Origin of the sequence: Cytobacillus firmus, from assembly GCF_023612095.1 — a bacterium.
Taxonomy (GTDB): Bacteria; Bacillota; Bacilli; order Bacillales; family Cytobacillaceae; genus Cytobacillus.
The window spans coordinates 1,608,332-1,632,388 of record NZ_CP086235.1 but is presented as its reverse complement, the minus strand read 5'-3'; the positions used below and the strand labels follow the sequence as shown (position 1 = coordinate 1,632,388).

Sequence of the window (24,057 nt, the reverse complement as noted above, 5' to 3'; positions counted from 1 at the left end):
ATTTCTCCTTTAACGGAATTCCAAATAATGCAGTTTATTAAGTAATCGGCCATCGAAGCTTCTTTCATCAAATGCGATAAATCCCGGTTTGGCCAATGAGCCCGCCTTCCTTTCGGAAAAAACTTCGAAGGCTTCTTTATTCATATATGCCCTCAGGAAATCAGTATCTTTACTTTTCATTACATACATTTTTTCAGAAGAGAGGGAGCTGCTGATACGGGATACATTATAATCCACAAAAGATTGCTCCTCAACTCCGACCTGATAGGCTGATTCCGCATCTTTGTCATTTAGTGTAAGAGTAAGATCCTTTAATGAGCCTCCGGATAAAAAGATATCTGTGATCCATTTTTCATTAAACAGATACTTTCCTCCTGCATTGTTCACTTCTACCCAATGGGCTAGGATAGGCACTCCCGGCAATAAAGCGAAATACTGTGTATAATCAAGTCCTTTCCAGATGGAGTGAAGGACAGCTTTCGTATGAATGGCCAATACAGACCATTCGTTTTCATACGAATCTTTAACATTCAGAAATTCAGCAGAAGATTTCTCCTTCAAAAGCGAAAACACACTCATTTGCGAAGGAACCGTTTTCATGCCGCCAGCCCACGGATTCCACCATCCCTTGGCAACGGGTTCAGGAAAAGAGGAATCCAGCCATTCATTTCCTTTATATGAAAAGGAGAATAATCCAGGATAAAATTCCGGTGCGGCTTTTAAGCTAATAATGCCGTTATCCAATGTATAAACAGTCTTCCCGCTCTGCTTTTCTGTTAATATACGGATTTTACCCCTGGGCATCAGCAGCAAATCATTTGCATGCGTCTTACCACTGTCAAGTGTCATCTCGGCTTTCACAAGAGATAAGGGTTTTATGCCTTCAATAGGGAAATTCGCTCTATATTCCTTTAGTTCCTGTTCCTGGCTGAAAGTTGCGGATAGTTTTTTATCTTCATTTAAATAAACATCTATAGTGCCGTTCAGATAACTCGAACGAAGGGTTTTAAGAGTAAACTCCGCTGTTTCCTGGTCCTTTAAAACTGGATTTCCCCTATTGATAACTAGCGCTTTTTCATTCTTTACTATTTTTTCAGGTTCAGCAGTCACACCTGCAAATTGCTGCATTTCTTCCCATGTCCGGAAGGCTCCTATGGATAAATAGCCAGGGGCCAATATCTTCTGATCTCCCGGTGCAAGACAGCCAGTCTCCTGCTGATAATAAAATTGCCACCCATCCGGATTGGACTTCGCACTTTTAGGCCAGCAGAATCCAATCGGCTCTCCATTATGATTCGCGAAATACCAATTTTCAGTTATGCTTTCACCTGATATTTCCATGAACCCTAATTCTTTTACATCTGAAAACTCTATTACTTCATTCTCGAGTGGAAAATATGGCTGCTGCATCTCATGAAATAACGGCTGGCTCAAAAACAGGTTTTCATATTTTTTATCCCCTTCATTTGTCAGTTCAGACCAAATTTTCACAAGGCCTTCACCATAAAGGGAGGTATACAAGGCTACAAGAATTCCCGGAAAAGCTTCAGACTTGAAAACCAATTTGAAGGTAATGGCCGTATCATCTGTGAACCACTCTGCTTCCAGAGGCTTGGCCTTTGAAAATTCAGTAGAATAAGGCTTGCCCAGCTTAGGAACAAAAAACGAAAAAGGCTGGTTAACATTTTCGTTTCTGCCGGCTGTTATTTTATAATCCATTTTCCGGATATTCACCTGGCAGATCCCATTGCATATATGCCAGTAATCCCTGGACTCTCCTCCGAACTTCTGACCAAAGCTTTTAAGTGGAATGCCCACCGGGCTGCAAGTAAAAGAGAGTTCTTCCCCATTCTTCTTTAATGCCGATATCGACATTTCCGGCTGATAAAAGCCATGGTTTTTCACGGTAAAAGGCACCTTTAGCAGCTTACGTTCTTTTTTATGGAGCTGTATTCGATACTCCCGCTTTTCTAATTCAACTAAATCACTTTCAGGGAAAGAAAGGTGAAATACTGCCTCCTCCTCCAGGTTGTTTTCTACTTCCATTTCCAATTCTGCTTCCTGATTCAAAAAACTGAGATTTCCTTTGGAAGCGCCTGTTATTTTGGCAGGCTGCTTCGGAAGAAGTCCAAGGCGCAGTTCACATTCCTCTCCATTTACCCAAACCTTTACCTCCAATGAAGGATGAGTTTTCCAGACACTGGGCTCTTCCCCTTCATGCACAATAAATGTTCCGGTCATTACAGCGTTGTTCTCAGCTGTCAACTCATGCTCAAACACTGATTCGACCCTTCCCTGATTATTCGCTTCAGCTTTAAACGAAGCGAGGTTTCCTGTTTTATTTACAAGGTTGAGCTGAAAAGTTTGAACTTGATTTTCAATAACTTCATGATGGGCCATGCATAGTTCTATAAGATACTCATTAGTTTCAATTAAGCTGATTCCCCTGCCGGTTCTTTCAATTCTGGCTCTTGCAGAGACTTCCCCGCTTTGCCATTTATACTCGTAAAATGTAAATCCATTTTCTTTGATTCCATCCGGCTTCACATCGATATTTCTCAGGCTGCTGTCATACCAATCAAGCTTCTCCAGAACCGGTTTTAAAAGCTGTGTCTGGTGAACAGCGGGAATAAAGTTCATTAAATGGGTTGTATCATCCCTGTCTTCCCAAAAGAAACCGCATTTTTTGTAAAGCGGGACAGCTTTCACGTTTCCTGGCCATGTATATAAATCCAGGCGCGGCCAGCCCAATTCCATAGTCTTTTGCAGCGCTTTTTGCACAAGCATCTTTCCGATTTTCCGCCCATGGTAATCCGGTCTTACATTTAAAAGAGGGATATACAGGGAACCCGTATCCTCTTTATATTCCGATAGCCCGCAATAGCCTACGACCTCTTCACCATCAAGGGCTAAGTATAACGTAATATTGCCGTTATTCGCTTCCTGCGTTTTCACTTGCTCTTCAGTCATTACACTGGTATCTCCGCCCCAGCTGTCTCTGCTTAAGTTCCACATTTTTGCGATTCCTGCTGCAAAGCCCTCATGATACTCAGTAATGATAAATTTGTCTGTACTCCGAATCATTCCTTTGTCCTCCTGACTAGGTTACGTCTTGTCTACCCTTCTCCAATTCTTTTTTCGCAATGGTTTCCTTAATCATTTGCCTCTCCTCCTTTTGATTGTATTCGGAATGTTTTTCCATTCCTTCTTAATCGTATTATCAGAGTTTCGGATTGTAAATATAATTTTGAATTTTCCGTAAAAATTTCATACAAAAAAAACGCCTTGCTTCCACTGGCAAGGCGCGTATTTGTTAATATTGAATTTTTCTCAAAGAATCCATAGAAGCAGTCATATAATTGATCATTTCATTCAGGTCATCTATCTGCTCTTCCTTGACAAGGCGGTTAAAGGTAATGATGGTTTCGGTTTCAGCCAGCCCCTGGCTATTTTCAGGGCTGTATTTCACAGTCTGTTCGATATTCCGTCCGCTGCCCCATATTTTCTCCAGGACTTCTCGGATTTCCTTAAATTTATTGTGTTCCATTTGATGCCTAATTTTAAAAATCACAGAAATCCGGCATCCGGCCAGCATTTCAGTTTTCCGTTGAGGCAATAGCTCAGCTGCAAGATTATCAAGTCCCGCCTCCATTATAAAGATACAGTAAATCTCCGCCATGTCTTCAGCATAATCTGTGAATGTAATGTCATATCTGCGGCACATTTTCGCTGAGTTTATCATATCATTCCGGTCAACTATTCTTATTTCTCCGTCCAGATCCCGGTCATAAAATCCGCCTTCCATTACAACCTTCATATTTTCAAAGGCCGTTGGATCAAACATGGTTATCCCCCTTAAAATAGGCCGACTGCATTTCCATCTTCATCTACATCCATGTTCATGGCAGAAGGGGCTTTGGGCAAGCCCGGCATAGTCATCACATCTCCGGTGAGTGCAACAATGAATCCTGCACCAATCGATGGCTTCAGCTCACGTATTGTAATGGTAAAATCTGATGGCCTTCCCAGTTTTGAAGGATCATCAGATAAAGAATATTGTGTTTTAGCCATACAAACCGGCAGGACACCCCAGCCAAAGCTTTCAAAGTCTTTTAGCTGCTTTTTGGCTTTGGTTGAGTATTCAACATTCTCAGCTCCATAAACCTTCTGAGCCACTGTTAGAATTTTCTCTTCAAGAGGCAGTGATAAATCATAAAGATGATTGAACTTCGCTGCTTTTTGGTCCAAAATTTCCAGCAGCTTCTCTGCGAGCTCAATTCCGCCCTGCCCGCCTTTTTCCCAAACCTCTGTAAGGGCTACTGGCATACCTGCCTCACCGCAAAGCTCTGTAAGGGTTGCAATTTCATTCTCGCTATCTGAAATAAACCGGTTAATGGCTACTACATACGGAAGCCCAAAGCTTTCAACTGTCTCAACATGCTTTCTTAAATTAGCAAAGCCTTTAGTAAGTGCTTCAGTATCTTCCCTGCCCAATTCAGCCTTTGACAAGCCTCCATGCATTTTTAAAGCACGGATCGTAGCGACAATAACCACTGCTTCAGGATCAATGCCTTCGTTTCTGGCTTTAATATTCAGAAACTTCTCAGCGCCAAGGTCCGCACCAAAACCGGCTTCTGTCACTACATAATCAGCGAGCTTCGATGCTGCGGATGTTGCAATCACACTGTTGCAGCCATGAGCAATATTGGCAAACGGGCCGCCATGAACCAATGCAGGTGTATGTTCTATAGTCTGGACCAGATTAGGTTTGACTGCTTCTTTAAGCAGGAGAGTAAGAGCGCCTTCCACTCCAAGATCGCTCACTGTTACGGGCTGTTTATCATAATTGTAGGCTATAACCATTTTCCCCAGTCTTTCCTTCAGATTCTGCAGATCGGATGCAAGGCATAAAACGGCCATAATTTCTGAAGCCACAGTAATATCAAAGCCATCCTCCCTTGGGACACCTTGTAACGGCCCTCCCAGGCCAATCACGATTTTTCTCAATGCACGGTCGTTCAAATCCAGAGCACGCTTCCAGACAATTCTTCTCTGGTCAATATTCAACAGATTTCCCTGCTGAAGGTGATTATCAATCAGGGCAGCCAGGGCATTATTGGCTGTTGTAATAGCGTGAAGATCGCCGGTAAAATGCAGATTGATGTCTTCCATCGGCAGAACCTGTGAATATCCCCCGCCTGTTGCACCGCCTTTAATTCCCATTGTCGGCCCCAGGGAAGGTTCCCGCATTGCGACCATAGCCTTTTTGCCAAGCCTGTTAAAAGCATCGGCAAGTCCGACTGTTACCGTGGACTTCCCTTCACCTGCAGGTGTTGGATTAATGGAAGTGACTAGAATTATTTTACCGCTGTCATTCGTACTTAATTTCTTTAAGGCAGCTGCGGATATTTTTGCTTTATACTTGCCAAATAGCTCCAAATCATCCTCAATGAGCCCTAGTTTTTCAGCTATTTCCGTAATAGGCTTCATTTCTGATGCCTGAGCAATTTCAATGTCTGATTTCACGATCGGTTTCACATTCATTTTTATTCCCCCAGAATCCAATATGTATAGGTACCTTACAGCTATATTGTACCATCACTGAAAAGAAATATTGCCAATTACTTTTGATATTTTCGCATTTTCACACAGTAAAGCATTGATACAATTTTGAATCGTCTTTATAATAAGTTTAATTCAATTTTTGTACAGGGAGATGATCACTTGCCGATAAAAATTCCTAAGCTGCTTCCTGCCAGGGAGATTTTAGAGGAAGAAAATATATTTATCATGGATGAGGACCGTGCCAAACAACAGGATATTCGCCCATTAAATATCCTCATCCTGAATTTGATGCCTGAGAAAGAAAAAACGGAAGCCCATCTTTTAAGACTTCTTGGAAATACCCCTTTACAGGTAAACATCTCATTTTTAAAAACTGCCACTCATCAATCAAAAAATACCAGTCCCCTGCATCTCGAACAATTCTATACTACGTTTGAGCAGGTTCAAAAAAGAAAATTTGACGGGATGATTATTACTGGGGCTCCTGTAGAGCTTCTTGACTTTAAAGAGGTTGACTATTGGGAGGAGCTAACCGTAATCATGGAGTGGACAAAAACAAATGTTACCTCCACCCTGCATATATGCTGGGGAGCACAGGCAGCGTTATTCTATCACTTTGGGATCGGAAAATATGAGCTGCCTGAGAAATGCTCCGGTGTTTATCTTCATGAAGTTCATGACAGAAGCGAAAAATTGCTGAGAGGCTTTGACGATATCTATTTTGCTCCGCATTCACGAAATACAGATGTTTATAAAGAGCAGCTGCTGAAACACCCGGAAGTGAAGCTTCTGTCCTCTTCTGAGGAGGCGGGTCCTTTCATCATGAGCGCAAACGGCGGCAGACAAATCATGGTAACTGGCCACCTCGAATATGAAGCTGGCACACTCGCAGAAGAATACACCAGAGACAGAAGCAGAGGTCTGCAGGTTCCCGTGCCAAAACACTACTTTCCGAATGATGACCCCGGCAGAAGACCTCATAATATCTGGCGGTCACATGCCCATTTAATGTTTTCCAACTGGCTGAACTACTATGTATACCAGGAGACACCTTACGAATGGGATTAATCATGCAGTGAGCGGAGTAACTTAATATGTAGCCAAAAACATGAAAAGCCGTTTTTTTGCAGGGTGTTCCCTCTCTCAAAAACGGCTTTTTCATTTTATAAAATTGAAATATTTTCAAGTGACAGGTATGCGAAGCGCTTCCGCTATTCCTTATGATTGCTGGGCATAATACACTTCTTCGAATGGCTGAACCACTACAAAGCCGCTGCCTGAGAACTTCATTTGGATCGACTCTCCGCTCCCTCTTCCAAGAAACGTTTTAAGAGAGATATCTGTTACGAATTCCGGCTGCAATGACCCTGACCATGCCACTGTCGCATTTGGGTCGGTATATACGGGATTATCAGGAGTAACCAAAAGTGTCAGTGGTTCATAGTGAGAAGTAATAGCCACCATTCCCGTCCCTTCTAAACGGACATTGAACAAGCCGCCTGCAAGCATGCCTGCCATCCTCTTCATTAATTTAATATCCCAGCTGATGGAAGGCTCGAATGCAAGGAGATCATTCCCATTTACAAAGATGGAATCCCCTCAAGATTCAGGATTGAAATCTTTTTCCCCTGGTCTGCAAGGTACAGCTTTCCGTTGCCTGTAGCTTTCATTAAGGCTGTGCCTTCTCCAGTAAGTGCCTTTTTGAACATCTTTCCTAAGCCGTGCTCGAGAATGCCTTCACGCTCAAACTTTATCTGGCCGCGGTAGGAAACCATCCCGCCTGCTTTAGCCCAAACCTGGCTGGTTAAATTAATTTCGAGCATCCTTGGTGTTTCCAATTCAAACAGCCCTTCACCTTTATCCTGCTGTTTCGTCTGGTTTACAAACTCTTCAATTGAATATCTGCTCATTCTCTTTTCATCCTTTCATTTCTCTGTTTTCAAGCATAAAGAGCCACATAAAAGATAATGATTGCTTTAGCTCATCAGTCAGCGAGCCTTTTGAAAGCTGCTCTGATGCTTTTTTATAAACACCCAGTTCATCAATCTTGGTCCAGCCGTTTTCATATGCAAGCTGTTCAAATTCCCACGGCATCATGGTATTGCAGATAACTTTTTCCTTATATAGCCTGCGGTAGCTGTTAGCACGGGGGCGGCTGTGGGGCCAAGAATCCCTATACACACCCTTCCGCCCGGCTTAACAATTCGCCGAATTTCCTGTAAAACATCCAGCGGGCTTTCAGTCCATTCCAATGAATTAATGGCAAGAATCGCATCGAACCCATTTTCCCCAAGAGAAAGATTTGAGATGTCTTCTTTCTTAAACACCGCATCAGTTTCTGCGTTTAACTTTTCAGCTTTATGTATCATCTCTTCTGAGACATCAATCCCAGTAACTTTATAGCCAGCCAAAGCAAGCTTGTATGAACCGTAACCATCCCCGCAACCAAGATCACAAACAGCAGATCCTTTTTTGACATGCTTTTCGAAGAAAGAGATGATATCCTTTCGGCTTCCTTCCTCCCACATTGCCCTGCTTTTTGCATTCCATGATTTCGAATTATTATCCCACAGCTTCTCTGCTTCTGCAGACCAATTAAAAGTGCTCATTTTATCCCTCCGTTTATGAATACGATTGTGCAATAAAAAAGTTCCCAATATTTTAAATTCGCTAAGATTCACAAAAATACCTCTGATTATTAACTGTTAAAACCGTCAACAATAGTGATAGAAAATGAATAAGGAGAGTTTTGTATGAACGGCGAGCAGCTGACAGCAGTCTACCGCAACAATAGGGGTGAAATAATTTCATTCCAGACTTCCGGAGGACGAATTATTTCTTATCGCAAAGCACTAATGGAGGCTGAGAACGGTGGAATTGAGGGTATCCATATTTATGAAAACGAAGATGGCTCTATGCAGCTGAATCCTTCCGATGCGCCATCTTTTGATGACTTTCCAAGCCTCTATTAATATTGCAACATGAAAAAACCTGACTCATAGCAGTCAGGTTTTTACTGTTCTTCTTCATTTTTACGCTGAATTTCCCTAAGTACTCCGATTCGGCTGTCATCTTCTTCAAAAAATTGAACCAGGTCGCCAACCCGGTCGATAGCATCCCAGCTCAGGTGATGTTCGATGCCTTCCACATCTTCATAAATGTTTTCTTCTTTGACTCCAATGATACGCAGGAGCTGTTCTAAAAGTTCATGCCGATATACAAGCCTCTTGCCGATTTTTTTCCCTTTTGGCGTTAATATAAGCCCGCGGTATTTTTCATAAACAAGATACTCATCTTTATCCAACTTCTGAACCATTTTTGTCACAGATGATGGATGCACAGAAAGAGCCTCGGCAATATCAGAAACCCTCGCATATCCTTTGTCTTCAATTAACAAATATATTTGTTCAATGTAATCTTCCATACTTGGTGTTGGCATTACGCAACCTCCTGCCAATTAGAAAAGCGCAGAGCGCCTGCCTTTCGGCGACCTGCTTAAGACAAGCGCTGGCAGAAGGCGTTTTTTGCCTTCAGAAGCGATTGGCTTAAGACCTCGAGCCGATGGCGCTCGGAGCTAGACAACTATTTTAGAAAAGCGCAGAGCGCATGTTCACTTTATATCTTTCTTAAATAAATATTAGACTTTAACGATTTTACTACAGTTGGAAAATGGAGACAAGGAAATATACTGCATCAGGCATATTCAGGCCTTTTGCGGGAAGAGAAATTTAACTCTGTTTTCCTGCCGGTCCCAGGATAATTTAGCAGAAAATGTTTTCTCTTTTCCTTTGCTTGTAAATCCTTCGACTAATTCTGTTTCTCCATCCTTTAATAGCTGTTTGAGCAGTTTTTGAGTTATTGTCTTGCCCATAATGCTTTTAGAAATAGTGAAAGTGCATTTGGTTTTATTATAATTGGAGCAGCCATAGAAGCTTCCTTTATCCACAACTTTACCATCACACAGCATGCATTTTCCCAGATTGGCTGATCTTTTTTGTTTGAATTTCCCAGGGATAAATCCCTCTTTGTCATCTTCTGAGAATGCCCACTTTCCTGCATTTTCAATGGAAGCAGAGATCAAATGGCCAACCATTTTATTGGTCTGCTCCATGAATTGTTTCGGGGATGCCCGCCCATCGGAAATGTCCTTCAGCCGCTGTTCCCATTTGGCAGTCATTTCAGGGGAAGCAAGTATCTCTGTTCCTATTGCTTCTATGAGGATTTTTGCTTTTGAGTTTGCATATACAAGATTCTTCTTAATATCAATGTATTTGCGCTCCTTCAGCATAGTAATGATTCCCGCTCTTGTGGCTTCCGTTCCCAGGCCTTCTGTTTTCATCAAAACCTTCTCGAGTTCCTTATCCTCGATCTGTTTCCCGGCCGATTTCATGAGTGTAATCAGCTGGCCTTCGGTATACCTTTTGGGCGGCTGGGTTTTACTTTCTTTTACATCGGCCTTTAACACTGTTCCCTGGTCGCCTGCCTGCAATAAAGGCAGAGTCGGTTCCTTTTCCTTCTCCTGCTGAGGAATCACTTTTCTCCAGCCCTCTTCAAGCTGTACTTTTCCCTTAGAAAGGAACAAAGCTCTTCCATCAACAAGTGTTTTTATAGTTGTATATTCTGATACAGCTTTTCCATAATGTGCAGCTATTAAGCTCCTCACGATCAGATCATAGAGAATTTTTTCATCCTGTGACAGTCTTCCGAGATCCGGCACCTGCTCAGTCGGAATAATGGCATAATGATCCGTTACCTTTTTGTCATTCACATACCGTTTATTCTGCAATATGGAGCTTATAGGCAGAGGGAAAAATTCCTTATACTCCTCTTTTGATTCCATTTTTCTGAGGATTTCCGGAAACATTTCCGCTTCTCCTTCTGTTACATGCCTGGAGTCCGAACGGGGATATGATACGATTCCTTTTTGATAAAGCTTCTGCAGAACATCAAGTGTTTTTTTAGGCGGGAACTTGAACCTGCGGTTGGTTTCCGCCTGCAAGGCCGAAAGATTATAAAGCATCGGCGGCAGGAATTCTTTTTTTCAGCCTGCACATCTTCCACCTGTGCCTCTTTATCTCTGCAAAAGGCAGCAATCTTTTCGGCAAGCTCTTTGGTCTTAATTCTGGTCTCACCATCTTTTTCCCACTTGCCGGTATATTTTTTCCCGTTCACTTTAAATTGTGCATTTACCTCCCAGAAAGGTTCGGAAACAAAATTCTGAATCTCCTGCTCTCTTTTTACGATTAATGCAAGAGTTGGGGTCTGAACTCTTCCTACAGAAAAAACATCTGAGAACCCTTTCTGCTGCAGAAGAAGGCTGTATAAACGCGAAGCATTCATCCCAACGACCCAGTCGGCACATGCTCTCGTATAGGCTTCATAATATAAGTTCCTTGTGTCACTTTCATCCAGCAGGGCAAGGAACCCTTCCTTTATGGCTTTAGGAGTCAAAGAAGAAATCCAGAGTCTTTTCATGGGCACTCCAGAACCGGTAAGACTAAGAATGTTCCGGATGATAAGCTCTCCTTCTCTCCCTGCATCGCCCGCATGGATAATTTCTGTTAAATCAGGATTAGAAGCAAGCTGTTTAATTATATTAAATTGCTTTGCTTTATCCTTTGTCACTTCATATTGAAATTGCTCCGGAATGATCGGCAATGTGTCCAATGACCATTTTTTCCAGTCCTTTTTGTATTTTTCAGGGGCAGACAGCTGGCATAGGTGGCCTATAGCCCAGGTAACATGAGCCCCCTGGGGGAATATATCATTTGGAAAGATCTCAATATATCCCTGGTGTTTCCTCATTTTAAAAATAGAAGCCAGCGTCATACCCTGATCGGGCTTTTCCGCGATAATCAGTTTCATACTTTAGCTCCCTTTGTGTTGTAAGAACAAAATATAGACATCTATTTTAATATTAACCTAAAAATTTAGCAAAGGGAGTTAAAATACCTTTATAGTTATGAAATTTTTAAAACAATCGTGTTGCGCTAAATAAAAAGAAGAACCCCTTACAGGATTCTCCTCCTTTACTTATCTTTTGAGAATAAAGCTTGTTTGTGCAGGTACTTCAATTGTTTCTGAATGATATATCTTTAGTGTTTTAATCCCAGCCTGTTTTCCGTCTGAAAGTAAATGCCAAGGACCCTTGTCCGGAAGTGAAATTATGGCTGGTTCTGTATTTGCATTATGGATTACAACGATCTCTTTTGCCCTATCCTTCAGGCCTTTTGCATCCAGTCTATAGGCCACCGTATTATCCGGGGCCTCAATGAAATTAAGCTTTGATTGAATATCCTCAGCTGTTGTCATTCTAAAGGATTTATAATGCTTTCTGAGCTTAATCAGACCTTTAAAATAGTCTACTTCCCCGCTGAATTCAGTTCGTCGGTCCCAGTCTAACTGATTTACACTGTCAGGGGATTTATAGCTGTTGTGATCCCCGTATTTTGTCCGCATGAATTCCTGGCCTGCATGAACAAAGCTGACCCCTTGTGACGTCAGTATAATGGAAGAAGCCAATTTATGCATTTTCTTTTTTGATTCTTCCCCTGCACCTGGATTGGTCAGTTCAAGCTTATCCCAAAGAGTGTGGTTATCATGTGCCTCAGCATACGTAACCACCTGTTCAGGATCTTTGTATGTGGCCATTGTGCCCGGATAATCCAATCCTGCTGCAATTCCTTGCTGTACAAAGTTTTCCATACCTTGTTTGCCATTTACAAAACCTTTATCCAGTTCATCAAACACACTTCCTTTTAAACCATCCCGGATGCCATCATTGAAATGGCCGATGCCAGGCATATCTTCGGCATTTTTCTGATTGGCCTTTCTTTCAGCTGCCAGTGGTGTGTTTAAATCCCATCCCTCCCCTATGATAATGATAGTAGGATCAATAGTATCCAATGCCTTTCTTACTTTATTCATTGTTTCAGTGTCATGAATGCCCATCAGATCAAAGCGGAATCCATCAAGATTATATTCCTCTGCCCAATAGGCAACAGAGTCGACAATAAATTTCTGCACCATTTTTCGTTCTGAAGCTGTATCATTGCCGACGCCTGTGCCATTGGCAAGTGTTCCATCTTCGTTATAGCGGAAATAGTAGCCTGGAACAAGCTTATGGAAACTGGATTCATTTACAGCAAACACATGATTATACACGACATCCATTACAACCCGCAGTTGCTGATCATGGTATTCCTGAATCATTGTCTTTAATTCTGTAATTCTTGTAGCCGGATCATAAGGATCAGTAGAATACGATCCTTCCGGCACATTATAGTTTTTAGGATCATAGCCCCAATTATATTGCGGCTCGTTCAGTTTTGTTTCATCAACTGTCCGGTAGTCATAAATCGGAAGGAACTGAACATGTGTGACTCCAAGATCTTTTATATGATTTAAACCTGTTTTTTCTCCTTTAGAAGTTAGAGTGCTTTTCTCAGCAGCCCCAAGGAACTTCCCCTTATGCTTAATGCCGCTGTCCTCATGAATTGAAAGGTCCCGTATATGGACTTCATAAATGATGGAGTCCTCTGGATTCTTTAATTTCGGCTTCTGTTTATTCCACTTTTTAGGATCGGTTGAATCCAGGTCCATTACAACGCCCCTGTCGCCATTTACTGTTACAGCCCGGACATAGGGATCAGTCGCTTCTGTCCATTCCCCCCAATTTTGACTTTATAATTGTAAATCAGCCCATTTTGATTACCTTTTAGAACAGTTGTCCAGGTTCCTTTTTCACCTCTTTTAAGAGGAAGCTCTTCAGCGGTCTGATCATCCCAGCTGTCATAAAGCACAATCGATGCTTCACTTGCTGTAGGGGCCCAAAGCCTGAAGGAGGTTTGATTTTTCGCATACTGATTTCCAAGCTTGCCATCAAAATAGAAAGCATCATCAAATTCCTTTGATCTGACAACCTCCCCAATCTTCACCTCTGCTTCTCCAAATGAACTTGCAGAGATTTTGTAAAATTGTCTAAAATCCAGATTATCTTCTGTTATCACTTTTACTTTATTTGTAAAATTGTTTTCCTCGTTCCCGTCATAAGGGACAACTTCTTTAATATCGGCATTGTCAATATTAATTATGGATTCCCAATCCCTCCACTGGAAAGGAAAATTGGTTTCAAGTGTAATCTGATTAAAAGCATCCATAGAAGCATTCACTATTTTTGGATCTTTTTCAATATAAGCTGGATTGTAATAAATTCTTTCTGTTCCCTGAACAATCCAAACTTCCGCATTCCCATTTTCATCGAACTTTGTAATAAAGCGATCACCAAATTCCTTGCCGGCCCAATCATTTCCTTCCGTGCTCTTCCTGACTATAAATCCGGCCTTTTTCATACCTTCCGGATTTTCAAGCTCAAATTCTGCAACTTTCCCAAAATCATCTTCTGCTGTAAATTCAACTCTTTTTCCATCCTTGTCTTCTGGCCATGTCCATAAATTCCAGCCTTCATAATTTCCGTCATATCGAAAGTAGTGGAGTTTTACCTTTACCCGTTCAAATGCCGGAAAGTCTCTGTACTCACCATCAGGCGGTGATGTATATGTATTTTCATCGCCTGCTTTCACCCATACCTCTTCAATGCCGCTCTTTACATTGATGAATCTGTCCCCTCCATCTTTCTCCCAGCTGTCGGTGCGGACAATAAAACCAACTTCATCATGAATACCTTGCAGCACAACCTCTGCAATAAGTCCAAATTCATCTTCACCAGTGAATTCAAATACCTGACCCTCGCCATCCTTAGGCCATACCCACAAATTCCAATCCTTCATTTCACCCTCTTCAGGCTGATAATGGATGGTAACTGCTGTAGTCTGACCGGCCCCCTGTGTTGTTTTTTCGGCCGATGCAATCGTTTGCATAAATGGGGATAAAAAATTGGATGCCGCCAATATTATAGCTGCGGCCAGAAAAATAAACGGTTTAAACCCTTTCAACTTAAGCCCTCCTTTATAAATTATTTAAAGATTCCTGCATTTATATTTTAATCCAACAAGGAAAGCGTTTACATAAGGCGTAAGACTCTGTGAATTTTTTCCTATTAAACAAAAAAATCGGCTATTGCCGATCAATCTTTATAATAGCGCTTTATTGTCAGGTTCTTTTGAATGTACCATTTATCTTCTGTAACAATGTTTGAAACGGTCAATATCATAGATGGTATTTTCTCGACACTAAAAACGATAATGCCTAATTGGTCATTCATAATGATAAATGACTCCCCATGCGAGTATTGTGGGAGATCCTTGCCAACCTGCAGGATGGAGCTTATAATGGCCTGCTTCTCTTCCGCTTCAATTTGGATGTTGGGTGAAAACCTCAAAATCCAATCCTGATCCTCAATCGAAAACCGGTACATTTTCCTCACCCTTTAACAACAAGATAATTAATAATTCATATGAGAAAAACGATAAATTATGTTATCAGATCACAGCAGAAACTTTGTATTTTCCATTCCGACACAAAAAAGTAAAAATATTTAAAATATTTTAATGTTTTTTGTAAAAATGGTGTTCAATTCCTTGACTGAAAGTGCCCATTCGTGTATATTATAATCATCATTTAACAGAATGTATTTTAGCTAAAAATATCTGCTTTATGTTTTGTTAGGTGGTAATATTCATCTTAGACACCTGTTGTGTCTTTAAAGGCTTAGGAGGAAAAGTAAACATGCAAAACGGTAAAGTAAAATGGTTCAACAATGAAAAAGGTTTCGGTTTTATCGAAGTTGAAGGCGGAGACGATGTATTCGTACACTTCACAGCTATCCAAGGTGACGGTTTCAAATCTTTAGAAGAAGGCCAGGAAGTTTCTTTTGAAATCGTTGAAGGAAACCGCGGACCTCAAGCTGCAAACGTTGTAAAACTATAATTCAAATATAATGATAATAAGGCTGGCATCTGCCAGCCTTATATTTTTGTACAGGATTCATCGCAGTCTAACGGGCAGTAAGATCCCCACTTTAAAACTCAGATGAATCAATAGAGGATAAGCGGGGCTAACTGCCCAATCTAGCTACGGCTCCTAGGGGCTCGAGGTCATAAGCCAATCAGCTGATGGGAAGAAAAGCACTCCCCACCATCTGCTCGTCTTATGCTTGTCACCCCAAGGCAAGTCGCCTCGCTTTATAATGTAAAGGCCCGATTAGTGAGATACAGTGAAACTTGCCGACGCACATGCAGAGGCTTAGTTGAACCAATCGGGTTCGTAGTGTCGATTGATCGAAGCGATAGCGGAGATCTTGGCGACACTAGAACGCGACTAACAATCAGTGGGGATGTTTTTTGTGTCCGAAGTTGGGCTGGGTTCTGACTCTGGAGCGCCCATTTTCTCTTTTTGTGTCCGAAGTTGCACCGGGTTCTGACTCTAAGCCTCCCTTTTTCTCTTTTTGTGTCCGAAGTTGCACCGGGTTCTGACTCTAAGCCTCCCTTTTTCTCTTTTTGTGTCAGAAGTTGCACCGGGTTCTGACTCTAAACCGCCCTTTTTCTCTTTTTGTGTCAGAAGTTGCACCGGATACCCCCCCCACTGATTAAAGTTTCCCTTTATGAAAGCTTGCTTCCTATCGATTTTATTTTCTCACCGACAGTGCACTCTGTAATGCAAAATCGATGGGCATATCTGCGCCCTTTTTCATCTTTATGATGTTTATGAAGGAAGCAGTCTTTGCAGTAACTGGTCATCAGCTCCTCCACTTCATTGATAATTTCCTTTCTGCTCAAAACTGTTCACGCCTTCCTTATTCACAATTATATGATCTGCATTTTACTGTTAATAAATTTCCCTTGCAATGCCTGGCTTGCCAGCTTATCCGCTTCTTTATTTTCATTGCGCGGAATGGGTTTATATCTTGGCAGTATGCCCAGTTTTTTAATTTTTTCTTCGATTCGGTCAAGCCAGCGATTTAGATTTTCTTCATAACACGGCCATTCACCTTCAAGCTGTTTTAATACTACCTGGGAATCCCCCTTAAATTCACATGTCATATGATGAACACCCATTTCTTCAAGCAGATTCAGGGTGTAATAAATTGCTGCATATTCTGCCTCATTATTATTATCCATCTCATCAAAAAGCTCATTTGCCCGCACACGGTACTTTTTTTTGCCCTGTTTAAAATAAATGACCGCACCGAGTCCGGCCTGGCCGGTATCTTTATTAAAGCCGCCATCAAAAAATACGGTAATATCATGAGGGTCCTCTTCAACTTCCATAAGAAGCTTTTTCATTTCCTTTGTGCTCCAGGAAGTGCCGGCTTCATCATAATAAATTACCTCTTTGCCCTTGCCCGACTTTTCAATATCTTCACCAGCCTGCAAAGCAGTTTCACCATCGATCAGGTCTGAAGTAAATAAAATATCCTCAGTTCCTTTAAGTTTGTATTTCCATTCTAATTTATATTTCATTTAGGTCAGCCTTTCTGTACTTTATTAGCTGGTTATCATTATTAGAACTGTTTGCAATAGTTGAACTTATTATACTTTGCTTTGTTTATTACTAAATGAGTATATTTCAATGTATAATGGTCAATGACATTTTTATATTCTGCGGTTCGAAAACTCCCGCATTAACAAAACTAGGAGGAATTTGATGTTTAATGAATGGTTTGGATTGCTTTTTGCAATAATTAATTTCATTTTAGTATTGGCGATGTACCGCCTGTTCGGAAAGACTGGACTTTTCGTGTGGATCGGCTTCTCCACTGTCATGGCCAATCTTCAAGTCGTAAAAACAATTGAAATGTTTGGACTGACTGCCACTTTAGGCAACGCTATGTATGGTACTGCTTTTCTTGTTACAGATATCTTAAATGAGAAGTACGGAAAAGAAGAAGCGAAAAAAGCTGTATGGCTCGGTTTCTTTACTCTTCTGTCCATGACTCTAATCATGCAGATGGTATTATTGTTCAAACCGCATGAAACGGATTTTGCACAGGAATCTCTCAGCACTCTTTTCTCGGTTCTGCCGCGGATTGCTGCCGGAAGCCTCGCTGCCTATTTAGTCAGCCAATTTACTGATGTTTATATCTTTTCCTATTTAAAAAAGAAATTTCCAACAGACGGCCAATTTTGGATCAGGAATAATGGCAGCACCATGATCAGCCAGCTATTGGATACCCTTGTGTTTACAAGCATTGCCTTCCTCGGTGTATTTCCTCCGGAAGAATGGATTCAAATTTTCATCACGACTTACTTGCTGAAATTTATAGTAGCTGTACTTGATACCCCGTTTGGCTATATTGCTAAACGTTTCCCAGTAAAAGATTAGGATGCCGTTTAGGTATCCTTTTTCTGCAGTATCAACTATTTTTGTGATAAACTACATTTAGTTTACCCTATTATAGTGTTAAAATCAGGAGGCAATTCAATTGGTTGAAGTATATATCGATGGAGCAAGTGCGGGAAACCCGGGTCCCAGCGGTGCAGGCATATTCATAAAAAATAATGGCCAGGTTGAACGCTTTTCCATTGCATTGGGCTGCATGGAAAATCATGAAGCAGAATACCGTGCATTTATTCATGCACTGAAACTATGCATTGATAAGGGATATAAAACAGTTTCGTTTCGAACGGATTCACAGCTTGTTAACCGTGCTGTTGAAAAAGAATTTGTAAAAAATAAAAAGTTTGCCCCACTGCTTGAAGAAGCTTTGGAGCTTACAGGAAAATTTGATTTATTTTTTATGAAGTGGGTTCCCAGCTCTGAAAACAAGGCAGCAGATGAATTAGCAAGAGCTGCCATTCACAAAAACAAAGTGAAAGGTCAGGAAGATCATGAATAGATCAGTCATATTTGCAGATGTAAGCCTTTTGCTGGTTGCCTTTGTGTGGGGAACCACCTTTGTGCTTGTACAAAACGCCATTGCTTTTCTTGAACCATTCTCTTTTAATGGTGTCCGCTTTTTCCTGGCCGCTTTAATTCTGGGCGGATGGCTTGCAATTTTTGAAAAAGAACAGGTAAAGAAAATGGATAGAAGGCTTTTAATATCCGGAGTTATTATGGGCTTGTTTTTATTTATAGGCTATGCCTTCCAGACGATCGGCCTGCTGCACACAACTTCTTCAAAAGCCGGCTTTATTACGGGGTTAAGTGTAGTAATGGTTCCAGTCTTTTCTTTAATGCTGCTAAAAATCAAGCCGGGATTCAATGCCATTATCGGCGTTTCAATCGCGACGGCCGGACTATATTTTCTAACCATGACCGATAATGCCCCGCTGAATATTGGTGATGCCTATGTATTAATCTGCGCTGTCGGTTTTGCCCTCCATATTATCTTTACAGGTAAATACAGCAGCAGATATCCTGCCCTGCTATTAACGGTTATCCAAGTGAGTACGGTGGCAGTTTTATCAGTCATTTTTGCATTGATCAATGAAGACTGGCAGCAGGCATTGGAGACAGAAGTTTTATTTAAAGCCAATGTAGTAACTGCCCTTATTGTGACTTCACTTTTTGCTACCGCTATTGCATTCTTTGCACAGACGGCATTTCAAAAGTACACAACACCAACAAGAGTGGCCCTGATTTTCGCCATGGAGCCTGTGTTTGCAGCAGCTGCAGGATTTATGTGGGCGAATGAAAGACTTTCACTCAGCGCCCTGGCCGGCTGTCTGCTTATTTTTGCGGGAATGATTTTTGCAGAACTGCCTGCTAAGAAAACTTTTTTAACCTTCAGAAAAAAGACAGCTTCATAATTTGAAAAAGGCGTGTTCTCGAAACAGACACGCCTTTTTAGATGATTGCTTTTTCTTTTACAAATTTTATTGCTTCCCGCCTGCTGGTTATATTCTTTGAAACCAAAGTTTCCAGCAAAGAAACGTAAAAACTTCCATCAAATGATTTCTGTGCCTTTAATGTCAGTTCAATTGCTGCATTGGCCAGCTCGTCAGAAGCATTGGTATAATGTTTTCCAAAGTAAATGAAGCCAACTGCGTCCTCCCTGAATTGAAAACCTTTACTTTGCAAAAAATGCAAATATTCTTCAACTGTCTTCACTGTACTTACCCTCTTCCCCTGCTCCTCCTGTATTCTTAAATCTTAACTGATTTTTCGACAATTATCTACCTTTTTTCGGCATGAAGCAGGGGCACTGTAAGCTCAAGTGAGCAGCTATTTTTTCTTTTTAGTAAGAAGGTAGCCAAGTGTTCCGGTTAATACACCCAGGATTGCTCCGCCTAATACTTCAGCAGGCTGATGGCCCAGCATTTCCTTCAGCTTTTTTGGACCTTCTTCCTCAAATTTCACTGTTTCATCTTTGTGAATTTTATCAACCAGTTCACCCAGACTGTTTACCTTTAAGGTAAGCTCACCTGTCTGGCGCCTGATTCCTGGGCATCATACATTACGATCAGGCCATAAACCAGCGATAGAGCAAAATCCACTGTTGGTACACCCCGCTTTAAAGCAATAAACGTGGTTAAAGACGATACGCCTGCCGAATGGGAACTTGGCATGCCTCCTGTCTGGAAAAATAAATCCGGACGCAGTTCCCCCTTTTTGACATAGTGGATCGGAATTTTCAGGCCCTGTGCCAATCCTATACTTAAAAGAGCGATATAAACTCCCTTATTCATAAAAACTCACCTCATCTTTAGTGTTAAGTATGCAGACTTTTATTATTCCTCCTTCAAATGCTAAATAGATTGGATTTTATGGAGTAATTTAAACCGAATCTGAAGAAAAAATTCACCGCATCAGTTGCTAAATTGTACCCTGCCTGTACATGATTAAAACACGAACACTTAAACAATAATAAGCTTATCAAATGAAAAATTGCTGGATTTAGGAGGTGAATCAGATGAGTAAAAACGGACATACAAACAGAGGAAAAAAAGCACCTGGCGTAAACCCGCAAGGATACGGGCAGGATGCTGAATTTGCAGAAGAGCCTAAAAGCAAGCTGGAGAATGCAGCGAAGAAGAAAAATACTAAATAATATTAGGATGGCCGCAACGTGCGGCTTTTTTCGAAGTATGCAAAAAAACTCCAGGCTAAGCCTGGAGCTTTATTTATGCATATTCCTTTTTAATATCAAGGAATCTGTGAAGTCCCTTGAATTCAATTTCAGTGAATTTCTCGATGACCTTTTCCCGGTTCATTGTGAATTGGGCGAGGTCAAGAGGGCATTCAACAGGAACGTCGCATTTTATTTCGGCCAGCTGCCTGCTCAAGTGAAGCATTTCAAGATCCTGTTCGATCTTGGCACGCTGTCCCTTTGTTAGCTGTTCCAGATTTTCTAATACGCCTTCAATATGCTCAAATTGCTGAAGCAGTTTCAGCGCTGTTTTTTCGCCAATTCCTTTTACACCCGGGTAATTATCACTTGTATCCCCCATGAAGGCTTTCAGGTCAATCATCTGCTTAGGTGTTATTCCTTTTTCTTCATAAAACGTCTCTGTCGTATGCACAAGGTAATTGCCGTAGCCTTTTTGCAGTAAAATGACAGAAATATTGTCATCCAGAAGCTGCAGCATATCCTGGTCACCTGTAAGGATCAGCACATCCGCTTCCTGGCTTGCCTTTTTTGCAATGGTTCCAATGCAATCATCAGCTTCAAATCCTTCAAGGCCAATATTAGGTACATCGAATGCTTCCACCACTTCTTTTACCAGACTGAATTGAGGCACAAGTTCGATTGGAGCTTCTGGACGGTTTGCTTTATAGGCACCAAACATTTCCGTTCTGAAGGTTTTGCTGCCCATATCCCAGCATACTGCCACATGTGACGGATTAAAGGAAGAAACAGCTGTTAAAAAATGTTTAACAAAACCATAAACTCCGTTTGTAGGAATTCCTTTAGAATTTATCATAAATTGACCGGACATTGCTGTTGCAAAATAAGCTCTGAACAGCAGTGCCATTCCATCAACAAGCAGCAGTGAAGGTTTATTCTCGTTCATGTCTCCGCCTCCCAATTATAATCATAACAACTATTATAACATGGGAAACTCTCCATTTCTCTTGAAAAGTTTTACAGAATTAGTCTGTTTCCCTGATCAATTCCACTCCCTGTTCTTCCAGTTCATAGTAAGTCGCTATTCTCGCTTTGCGGATATTATCATTCAGCTGGAATGAATATTCTGTCCCATCGTTAAAAGTAAAAATTAATTCATCATCTGACATAACACCCATTTTATTTATAACCGTTTGCCTTGCCTGCTGAATTTCGGACCATTCATAATGCTTCTCCTGCAAACTGAGTAATGTGTTGAAATGCACACCATTTTTATCGATATAGTGATAATAATCAAAACTTAAAATCGCTATCAAAAGCGAAATTAATAATCCTGCTCCTGCAAAAACTTTTCCAAACCAGCCGAATTTTTCGGCGCTTTTCATCCAAACTCCCAATAAGATAAAAACACCCACAGCTGCCAGACCAATGCTAAATGTCAAATAAGCTGATTTTGGCGCTTCGAATACCCAGGTTCCTTCAGGTCTATAAAATTGAGCCTGAAATGGGGAAAGTAAAAATATTGGAATAAATATGGCAGATAATATTAGAATGATTCCCATCGTGACCAATATTTGAGTTATATCTGTTTTTTGTTTTTTCGTTATGGTATAACCAGCAGTATTCATATTTACCCTCCGTTTTTCAAATCTATCAAACATTTTAAATTATATAATAAATTCAACAGTAAAAAAATCCCTTTTCCAAAAGGGATTTCACTATTTTTCGACAGTTTCTATTTTATTGCTGTCATAAGAGATCCAATCGCTGAAGCTTCCGGCATATAATTTAACATGTTTATAGCCGGCTTCCTTTAAAGCTAGAAAATTAGGTGCCGCCGTTACACCAGAGCCGCAATAAACAATGATGGGTTTGTTTTTATCAATACCTGCAAATCGATTTTCCTGTTCTTCGGCATCTTTAAATCTGCCATTTTTATATGCTTCAAGCCAAACTTTATTGATTGCTCTCGGAATATGGCCTGCTTTTTTATCAATTGGCTCCTCCAGCCCAAGGTATCTTTTTTCCTCTCTGGAGTCAATTAAAACAGCGCTCTCCTGATTGCCTGCAGCGCTTTTAACTTCTTCGTATGAGGCAAGTATGTCAGGCTGCAGATCAATTTTAAAATCTGCCCAATCCATGCGGGGAACTTCTTTAGTCAAAGGATAATCGCTTTCAGTCCATTCCTTATATCCGCCGTTCAATACAAAAACTTTCTCATGCCCTAAATACCTGAGCAGCCACCAGAATCTTGCGGCAAAAGCCCCTTCTCCGCCGTCATATGCAATAACTGTGGTATCTCTGCTGATCCCGGCTTTCTCAAGGGCTTTTCTAAGTTGAGCCGGATCCGGAAGGGGATGCCGGCCTCCGTGTTCACTTACCGGACCTGACAGATCTTTCTCCAGATCAAAATACACTGCATGGGGAATATGGCTATGATCATATAAGCTGCGCCCTTCATCTGGCGATCCAAGTTTAAAACGGCAGTCGGCAATTCGAATATTGGGATCATCCAGTTTGGATAATACCCATTCCTTTTCTGCTAGATACTTCATTAAAGGTTCTCCCCTTTTCTCTTTTCCATCAGGTGTATGATATGTTCCTTTGGTGTCCAGCAATTGAATTGATAGTCAGGCTTTGTTTCATATCCCAGCCTGCTGCAAAAATAAAACATTCCGTCTTTACGTTTTTCAGGCTGGAAGTTTATGCAGGTGGCACATGCATGAAAAGAATTCTTCTCCATTTGTCTCCCTTTTCTTCTCAGAAATGATTTTAAACCTTCAGCAGTTCCCAGAGCCATTCATTCAATCCGGATACCTTGCCTTTTTCTTTAGGCATTGAGTCAGCTGCTGCATAGAGCAGTTCCCTTTCTGACTCCAGTTTCTCCGCCATTTGCATTGCTAAATGCTTCTCGATTATCCTCCCGCTTTGTTTTGCATCAACCAGGGTCTGATAAAAGCGGGTGATCTCATCCTCGGCCTTTATGCCAAAGAGTCCTGTATACAAAAAATCCCCTTTTACATTACTTTTCTTAAGCAGCTGCCTTGATATGAGGCATGCCCTTACTGCCTGAATCAGCAGCTTTTGTTTCTTAAACGTAAGATTCTCATTTTTTGCAGCTTCACCGAGATTCCGGGAAAAAGCCTGAGTGTAATGCTGTAATAACTTAAATCTTGAAAACTCCTCTTCCGCAGTACTCCTCAGCCTTTCTGAAAAGCCGTTCATATCCTTATAGATAATAGGTGAGTAAGCCCATTCAAATATACTGGGATTGGATTTCTGCACAAGGTCAAATGCTTTAAAGATATCCCAGCCGTGCGCATCATAAGGGATATCTGTATTGATAACATCACTTGCGCGTTCAAGGGAAAGATATGTTTTAAGATTCTTATGTTTGAAGATGAAGCGGATATCATAATCTGAATCCGCATCATCTGTCCCCCAAGCCCTGCTCCCTGCTTCACAAGCAAAAAGGATATCGATATTATACTTTTCTTCTGCTGTGCACAGCCATTTGTCCATCT

At 41.2% G+C, this 24,057-nt stretch carries 20 protein-coding genes and 5 pseudogenes; 7 read left to right on the top strand and 18 right to left on the bottom strand.

The features are described from left to right. Window positions 1-9: 9 nt before the first annotated feature. From LLY41_RS08275 to LLY41_RS08265, 3 genes are all read right to left on the bottom strand, one after another. Window positions 10-3,084, bottom strand: a complete 3,075-nt coding sequence (locus LLY41_RS08275; protein WP_095244602.1) for a GNAT family N-acetyltransferase — start codon at window positions 3,082-3,084, stop codon at window positions 10-12. Window positions 3,085-3,313: 229 nt separating this feature from the next. Continuing rightward, on the bottom strand, window positions 3,314-3,844 hold the full coding sequence (locus tag LLY41_RS08270; protein WP_095244603.1) for a hypothetical protein: 531 nt from the start codon (window positions 3,842-3,844) through the stop codon (window positions 3,314-3,316). A gap of 11 nt (window positions 3,845-3,855) precedes the next feature. Further along, window positions 3,856-5,544: a formate--tetrahydrofolate ligase gene (locus LLY41_RS08265; RefSeq protein ID WP_304587451.1), complete on the bottom strand. Its 1,689-nt coding sequence runs from the start codon at window positions 5,542-5,544 to the stop codon at window positions 3,856-3,858. Between the two features lie 180 nt (window positions 5,545-5,724). Here LLY41_RS08265 and metA point away from each other — a divergent pair, with 180 nt between their 5' ends. After that, window positions 5,725-6,633 (top strand): homoserine O-acetyltransferase MetA, encoded by a 909-nt coding sequence (gene metA / locus LLY41_RS08260; protein WP_095244605.1) that lies wholly within the window; start codon window positions 5,725-5,727, stop codon window positions 6,631-6,633. A 150-nt stretch (window positions 6,634-6,783) separates the two neighbouring features. Here the strand turns inward: metA and LLY41_RS08255 are convergent. Together LLY41_RS08255 and LLY41_RS08250 are read right to left on the bottom strand one after the other, a co-directional pair. Continuing rightward, window positions 6,784-7,475, bottom strand: a pseudogene (locus LLY41_RS08255) (AIM24 family protein). A gap of 7 nt (window positions 7,476-7,482) precedes the next feature. Then, window positions 7,483-8,174, bottom strand: a pseudogene (locus LLY41_RS08250) (class I SAM-dependent methyltransferase). A 144-nt stretch (window positions 8,175-8,318) separates the two neighbouring features. Between LLY41_RS08250 and LLY41_RS08245 the strand changes: the two are divergent. Continuing rightward, complete coding sequence (locus LLY41_RS08245) at window positions 8,319-8,537, top strand: DUF3892 domain-containing protein (RefSeq protein WP_251169511.1); 219 nt, start codon at window positions 8,319-8,321, stop codon at window positions 8,535-8,537. A 41-nt stretch (window positions 8,538-8,578) separates the two neighbouring features. Here LLY41_RS08245 and mntR read toward each other — a convergent pair whose 3' ends face one another. From mntR to LLY41_RS08225, 4 genes and pseudogenes are all read right to left on the bottom strand, one after another. Beyond that, window positions 8,579-9,004, bottom strand: coding sequence for a transcriptional regulator MntR (gene mntR / locus LLY41_RS08240; protein ID WP_095244609.1), 426 nt, complete (start codon window positions 9,002-9,004; stop codon window positions 8,579-8,581). Window positions 9,005-9,268: 264 nt separating this feature from the next. Then, window positions 9,269-11,430, bottom strand: a pseudogene (locus LLY41_RS08235) (DNA topoisomerase III). A 168-nt stretch (window positions 11,431-11,598) separates the two neighbouring features. Then, window positions 11,599-14,519 (bottom strand): annotated as a pseudogene (pulA, locus tag LLY41_RS08230) (type I pullulanase). A 131-nt stretch (window positions 14,520-14,650) separates the two neighbouring features. Further along, entirely contained in the window at window positions 14,651-14,941 is a 291-nt protein-coding gene (locus LLY41_RS08225) for a hypothetical protein (protein WP_095244612.1), read from the bottom strand. Between the two features lie 311 nt (window positions 14,942-15,252). Between LLY41_RS08225 and cspD the strand changes: the two genes are divergently transcribed. Then, window positions 15,253-15,453 (top strand): cold-shock protein CspD, encoded by a 201-nt coding sequence (gene cspD, locus LLY41_RS08220; RefSeq protein WP_009791749.1) that lies wholly within the window; start codon window positions 15,253-15,255, stop codon window positions 15,451-15,453. 671 nt (window positions 15,454-16,124) lie between these two features. On the opposite strand, the gene LLY41_RS08215 is transcribed toward cspD, so the two are convergent. Together LLY41_RS08215 and LLY41_RS08210 are read right to left on the bottom strand one after the other, a co-directional pair. Next, the gene (locus tag LLY41_RS08215; protein ID WP_081757372.1) at window positions 16,125-16,301 is read right to left on the bottom strand and encodes a zinc-finger domain-containing protein; all 177 of its coding nucleotides are present in this window, start codon (window positions 16,299-16,301) and stop codon (window positions 16,125-16,127) included. Between the two features lie 27 nt (window positions 16,302-16,328). After that, window positions 16,329-16,985 (bottom strand): ribonuclease H family protein, encoded by a 657-nt coding sequence (locus LLY41_RS08210; RefSeq protein WP_304587440.1) that lies wholly within the window; start codon window positions 16,983-16,985, stop codon window positions 16,329-16,331. Window positions 16,986-17,169: 184 nt separating this feature from the next. Between LLY41_RS08210 and LLY41_RS08205 the strand changes: the two genes are divergently transcribed. The 3 genes from LLY41_RS08205 to LLY41_RS08195 all read left to right on the top strand — a co-directional run bounded on the left by LLY41_RS08205 (window position 17,170) and on the right by LLY41_RS08195 (window position 19,274). Further along, window positions 17,170-17,847, top strand: a complete 678-nt coding sequence (locus LLY41_RS08205; RefSeq protein WP_304587439.1) for a queuosine precursor transporter — start codon at window positions 17,170-17,172, stop codon at window positions 17,845-17,847. 100 nt (window positions 17,848-17,947) lie between these two features. Beyond that, on the top strand, window positions 17,948-18,361 hold the full coding sequence (locus LLY41_RS08200; RefSeq protein WP_095244617.1) for a reverse transcriptase-like protein: 414 nt from the start codon (window positions 17,948-17,950) through the stop codon (window positions 18,359-18,361). Continuing rightward, window positions 18,354-19,274, top strand: a complete 921-nt coding sequence (locus LLY41_RS08195; RefSeq protein WP_304587437.1) for a DMT family transporter — start codon at window positions 18,354-18,356, stop codon at window positions 19,272-19,274. The genes LLY41_RS08200 and LLY41_RS08195 overlap by 8 nt, the downstream gene beginning before the upstream one ends. Window positions 19,275-19,311: 37 nt before the next feature. On the opposite strand, the gene LLY41_RS08190 is transcribed toward LLY41_RS08195, so the two are convergent. Both LLY41_RS08190 and LLY41_RS08185 read right to left on the bottom strand, forming a co-directional pair. Beyond that, window positions 19,312-19,575, bottom strand: a complete 264-nt coding sequence (locus LLY41_RS08190; protein ID WP_048007866.1) for a DUF6123 family protein — start codon at window positions 19,573-19,575, stop codon at window positions 19,312-19,314. Between the two features lie 114 nt (window positions 19,576-19,689). After that, window positions 19,690-20,153 (bottom strand): annotated as a pseudogene (locus LLY41_RS08185) (divergent PAP2 family protein). 224 nt (window positions 20,154-20,377) lie between these two features. On the opposite strand from LLY41_RS08185, the gene sspL reads away from it, so the two are divergent. Next, window positions 20,378-20,515, top strand: coding sequence for a small, acid-soluble spore protein L (sspL, locus tag LLY41_RS08180; RefSeq protein ID WP_026581140.1), 138 nt, complete (start codon window positions 20,378-20,380; stop codon window positions 20,513-20,515). Between the two features lie 73 nt (window positions 20,516-20,588). Here the strand turns inward: sspL and LLY41_RS08175 are convergent, their stop codons facing one another. From LLY41_RS08175 to LLY41_RS08155, 5 genes are all read right to left on the bottom strand, one after another. Next, entirely contained in the window at window positions 20,589-21,479 is an 891-nt protein-coding gene (locus LLY41_RS08175) for a 5'-3' exonuclease (protein WP_095244620.1), read from the bottom strand. 79 nt (window positions 21,480-21,558) lie between these two features. Further along, window positions 21,559-22,161 (bottom strand): hypothetical protein, encoded by a 603-nt coding sequence (locus LLY41_RS08170; RefSeq protein ID WP_095244621.1) that lies wholly within the window; start codon window positions 22,159-22,161, stop codon window positions 21,559-21,561. A 90-nt stretch (window positions 22,162-22,251) separates the two neighbouring features. Further along, window positions 22,252-23,088, bottom strand: coding sequence for a sulfurtransferase (locus LLY41_RS08165; RefSeq protein ID WP_304587433.1), 837 nt, complete (start codon window positions 23,086-23,088; stop codon window positions 22,252-22,254). Then, entirely contained in the window at window positions 23,088-23,276 is a 189-nt protein-coding gene (locus LLY41_RS08160) for a hypothetical protein (protein ID WP_095244638.1), read from the bottom strand. Before LLY41_RS08160 ends, LLY41_RS08165 begins: the two co-directional genes overlap by 1 nt. Before the next feature lie 29 nt (window positions 23,277-23,305). Beyond that, entirely contained in the window at window positions 23,306-24,055 is a 750-nt protein-coding gene (locus LLY41_RS08155) for a nucleotidyltransferase domain-containing protein (RefSeq protein WP_304587432.1), read from the bottom strand. Window positions 24,056-24,057 lie beyond the last annotated feature (2 nt).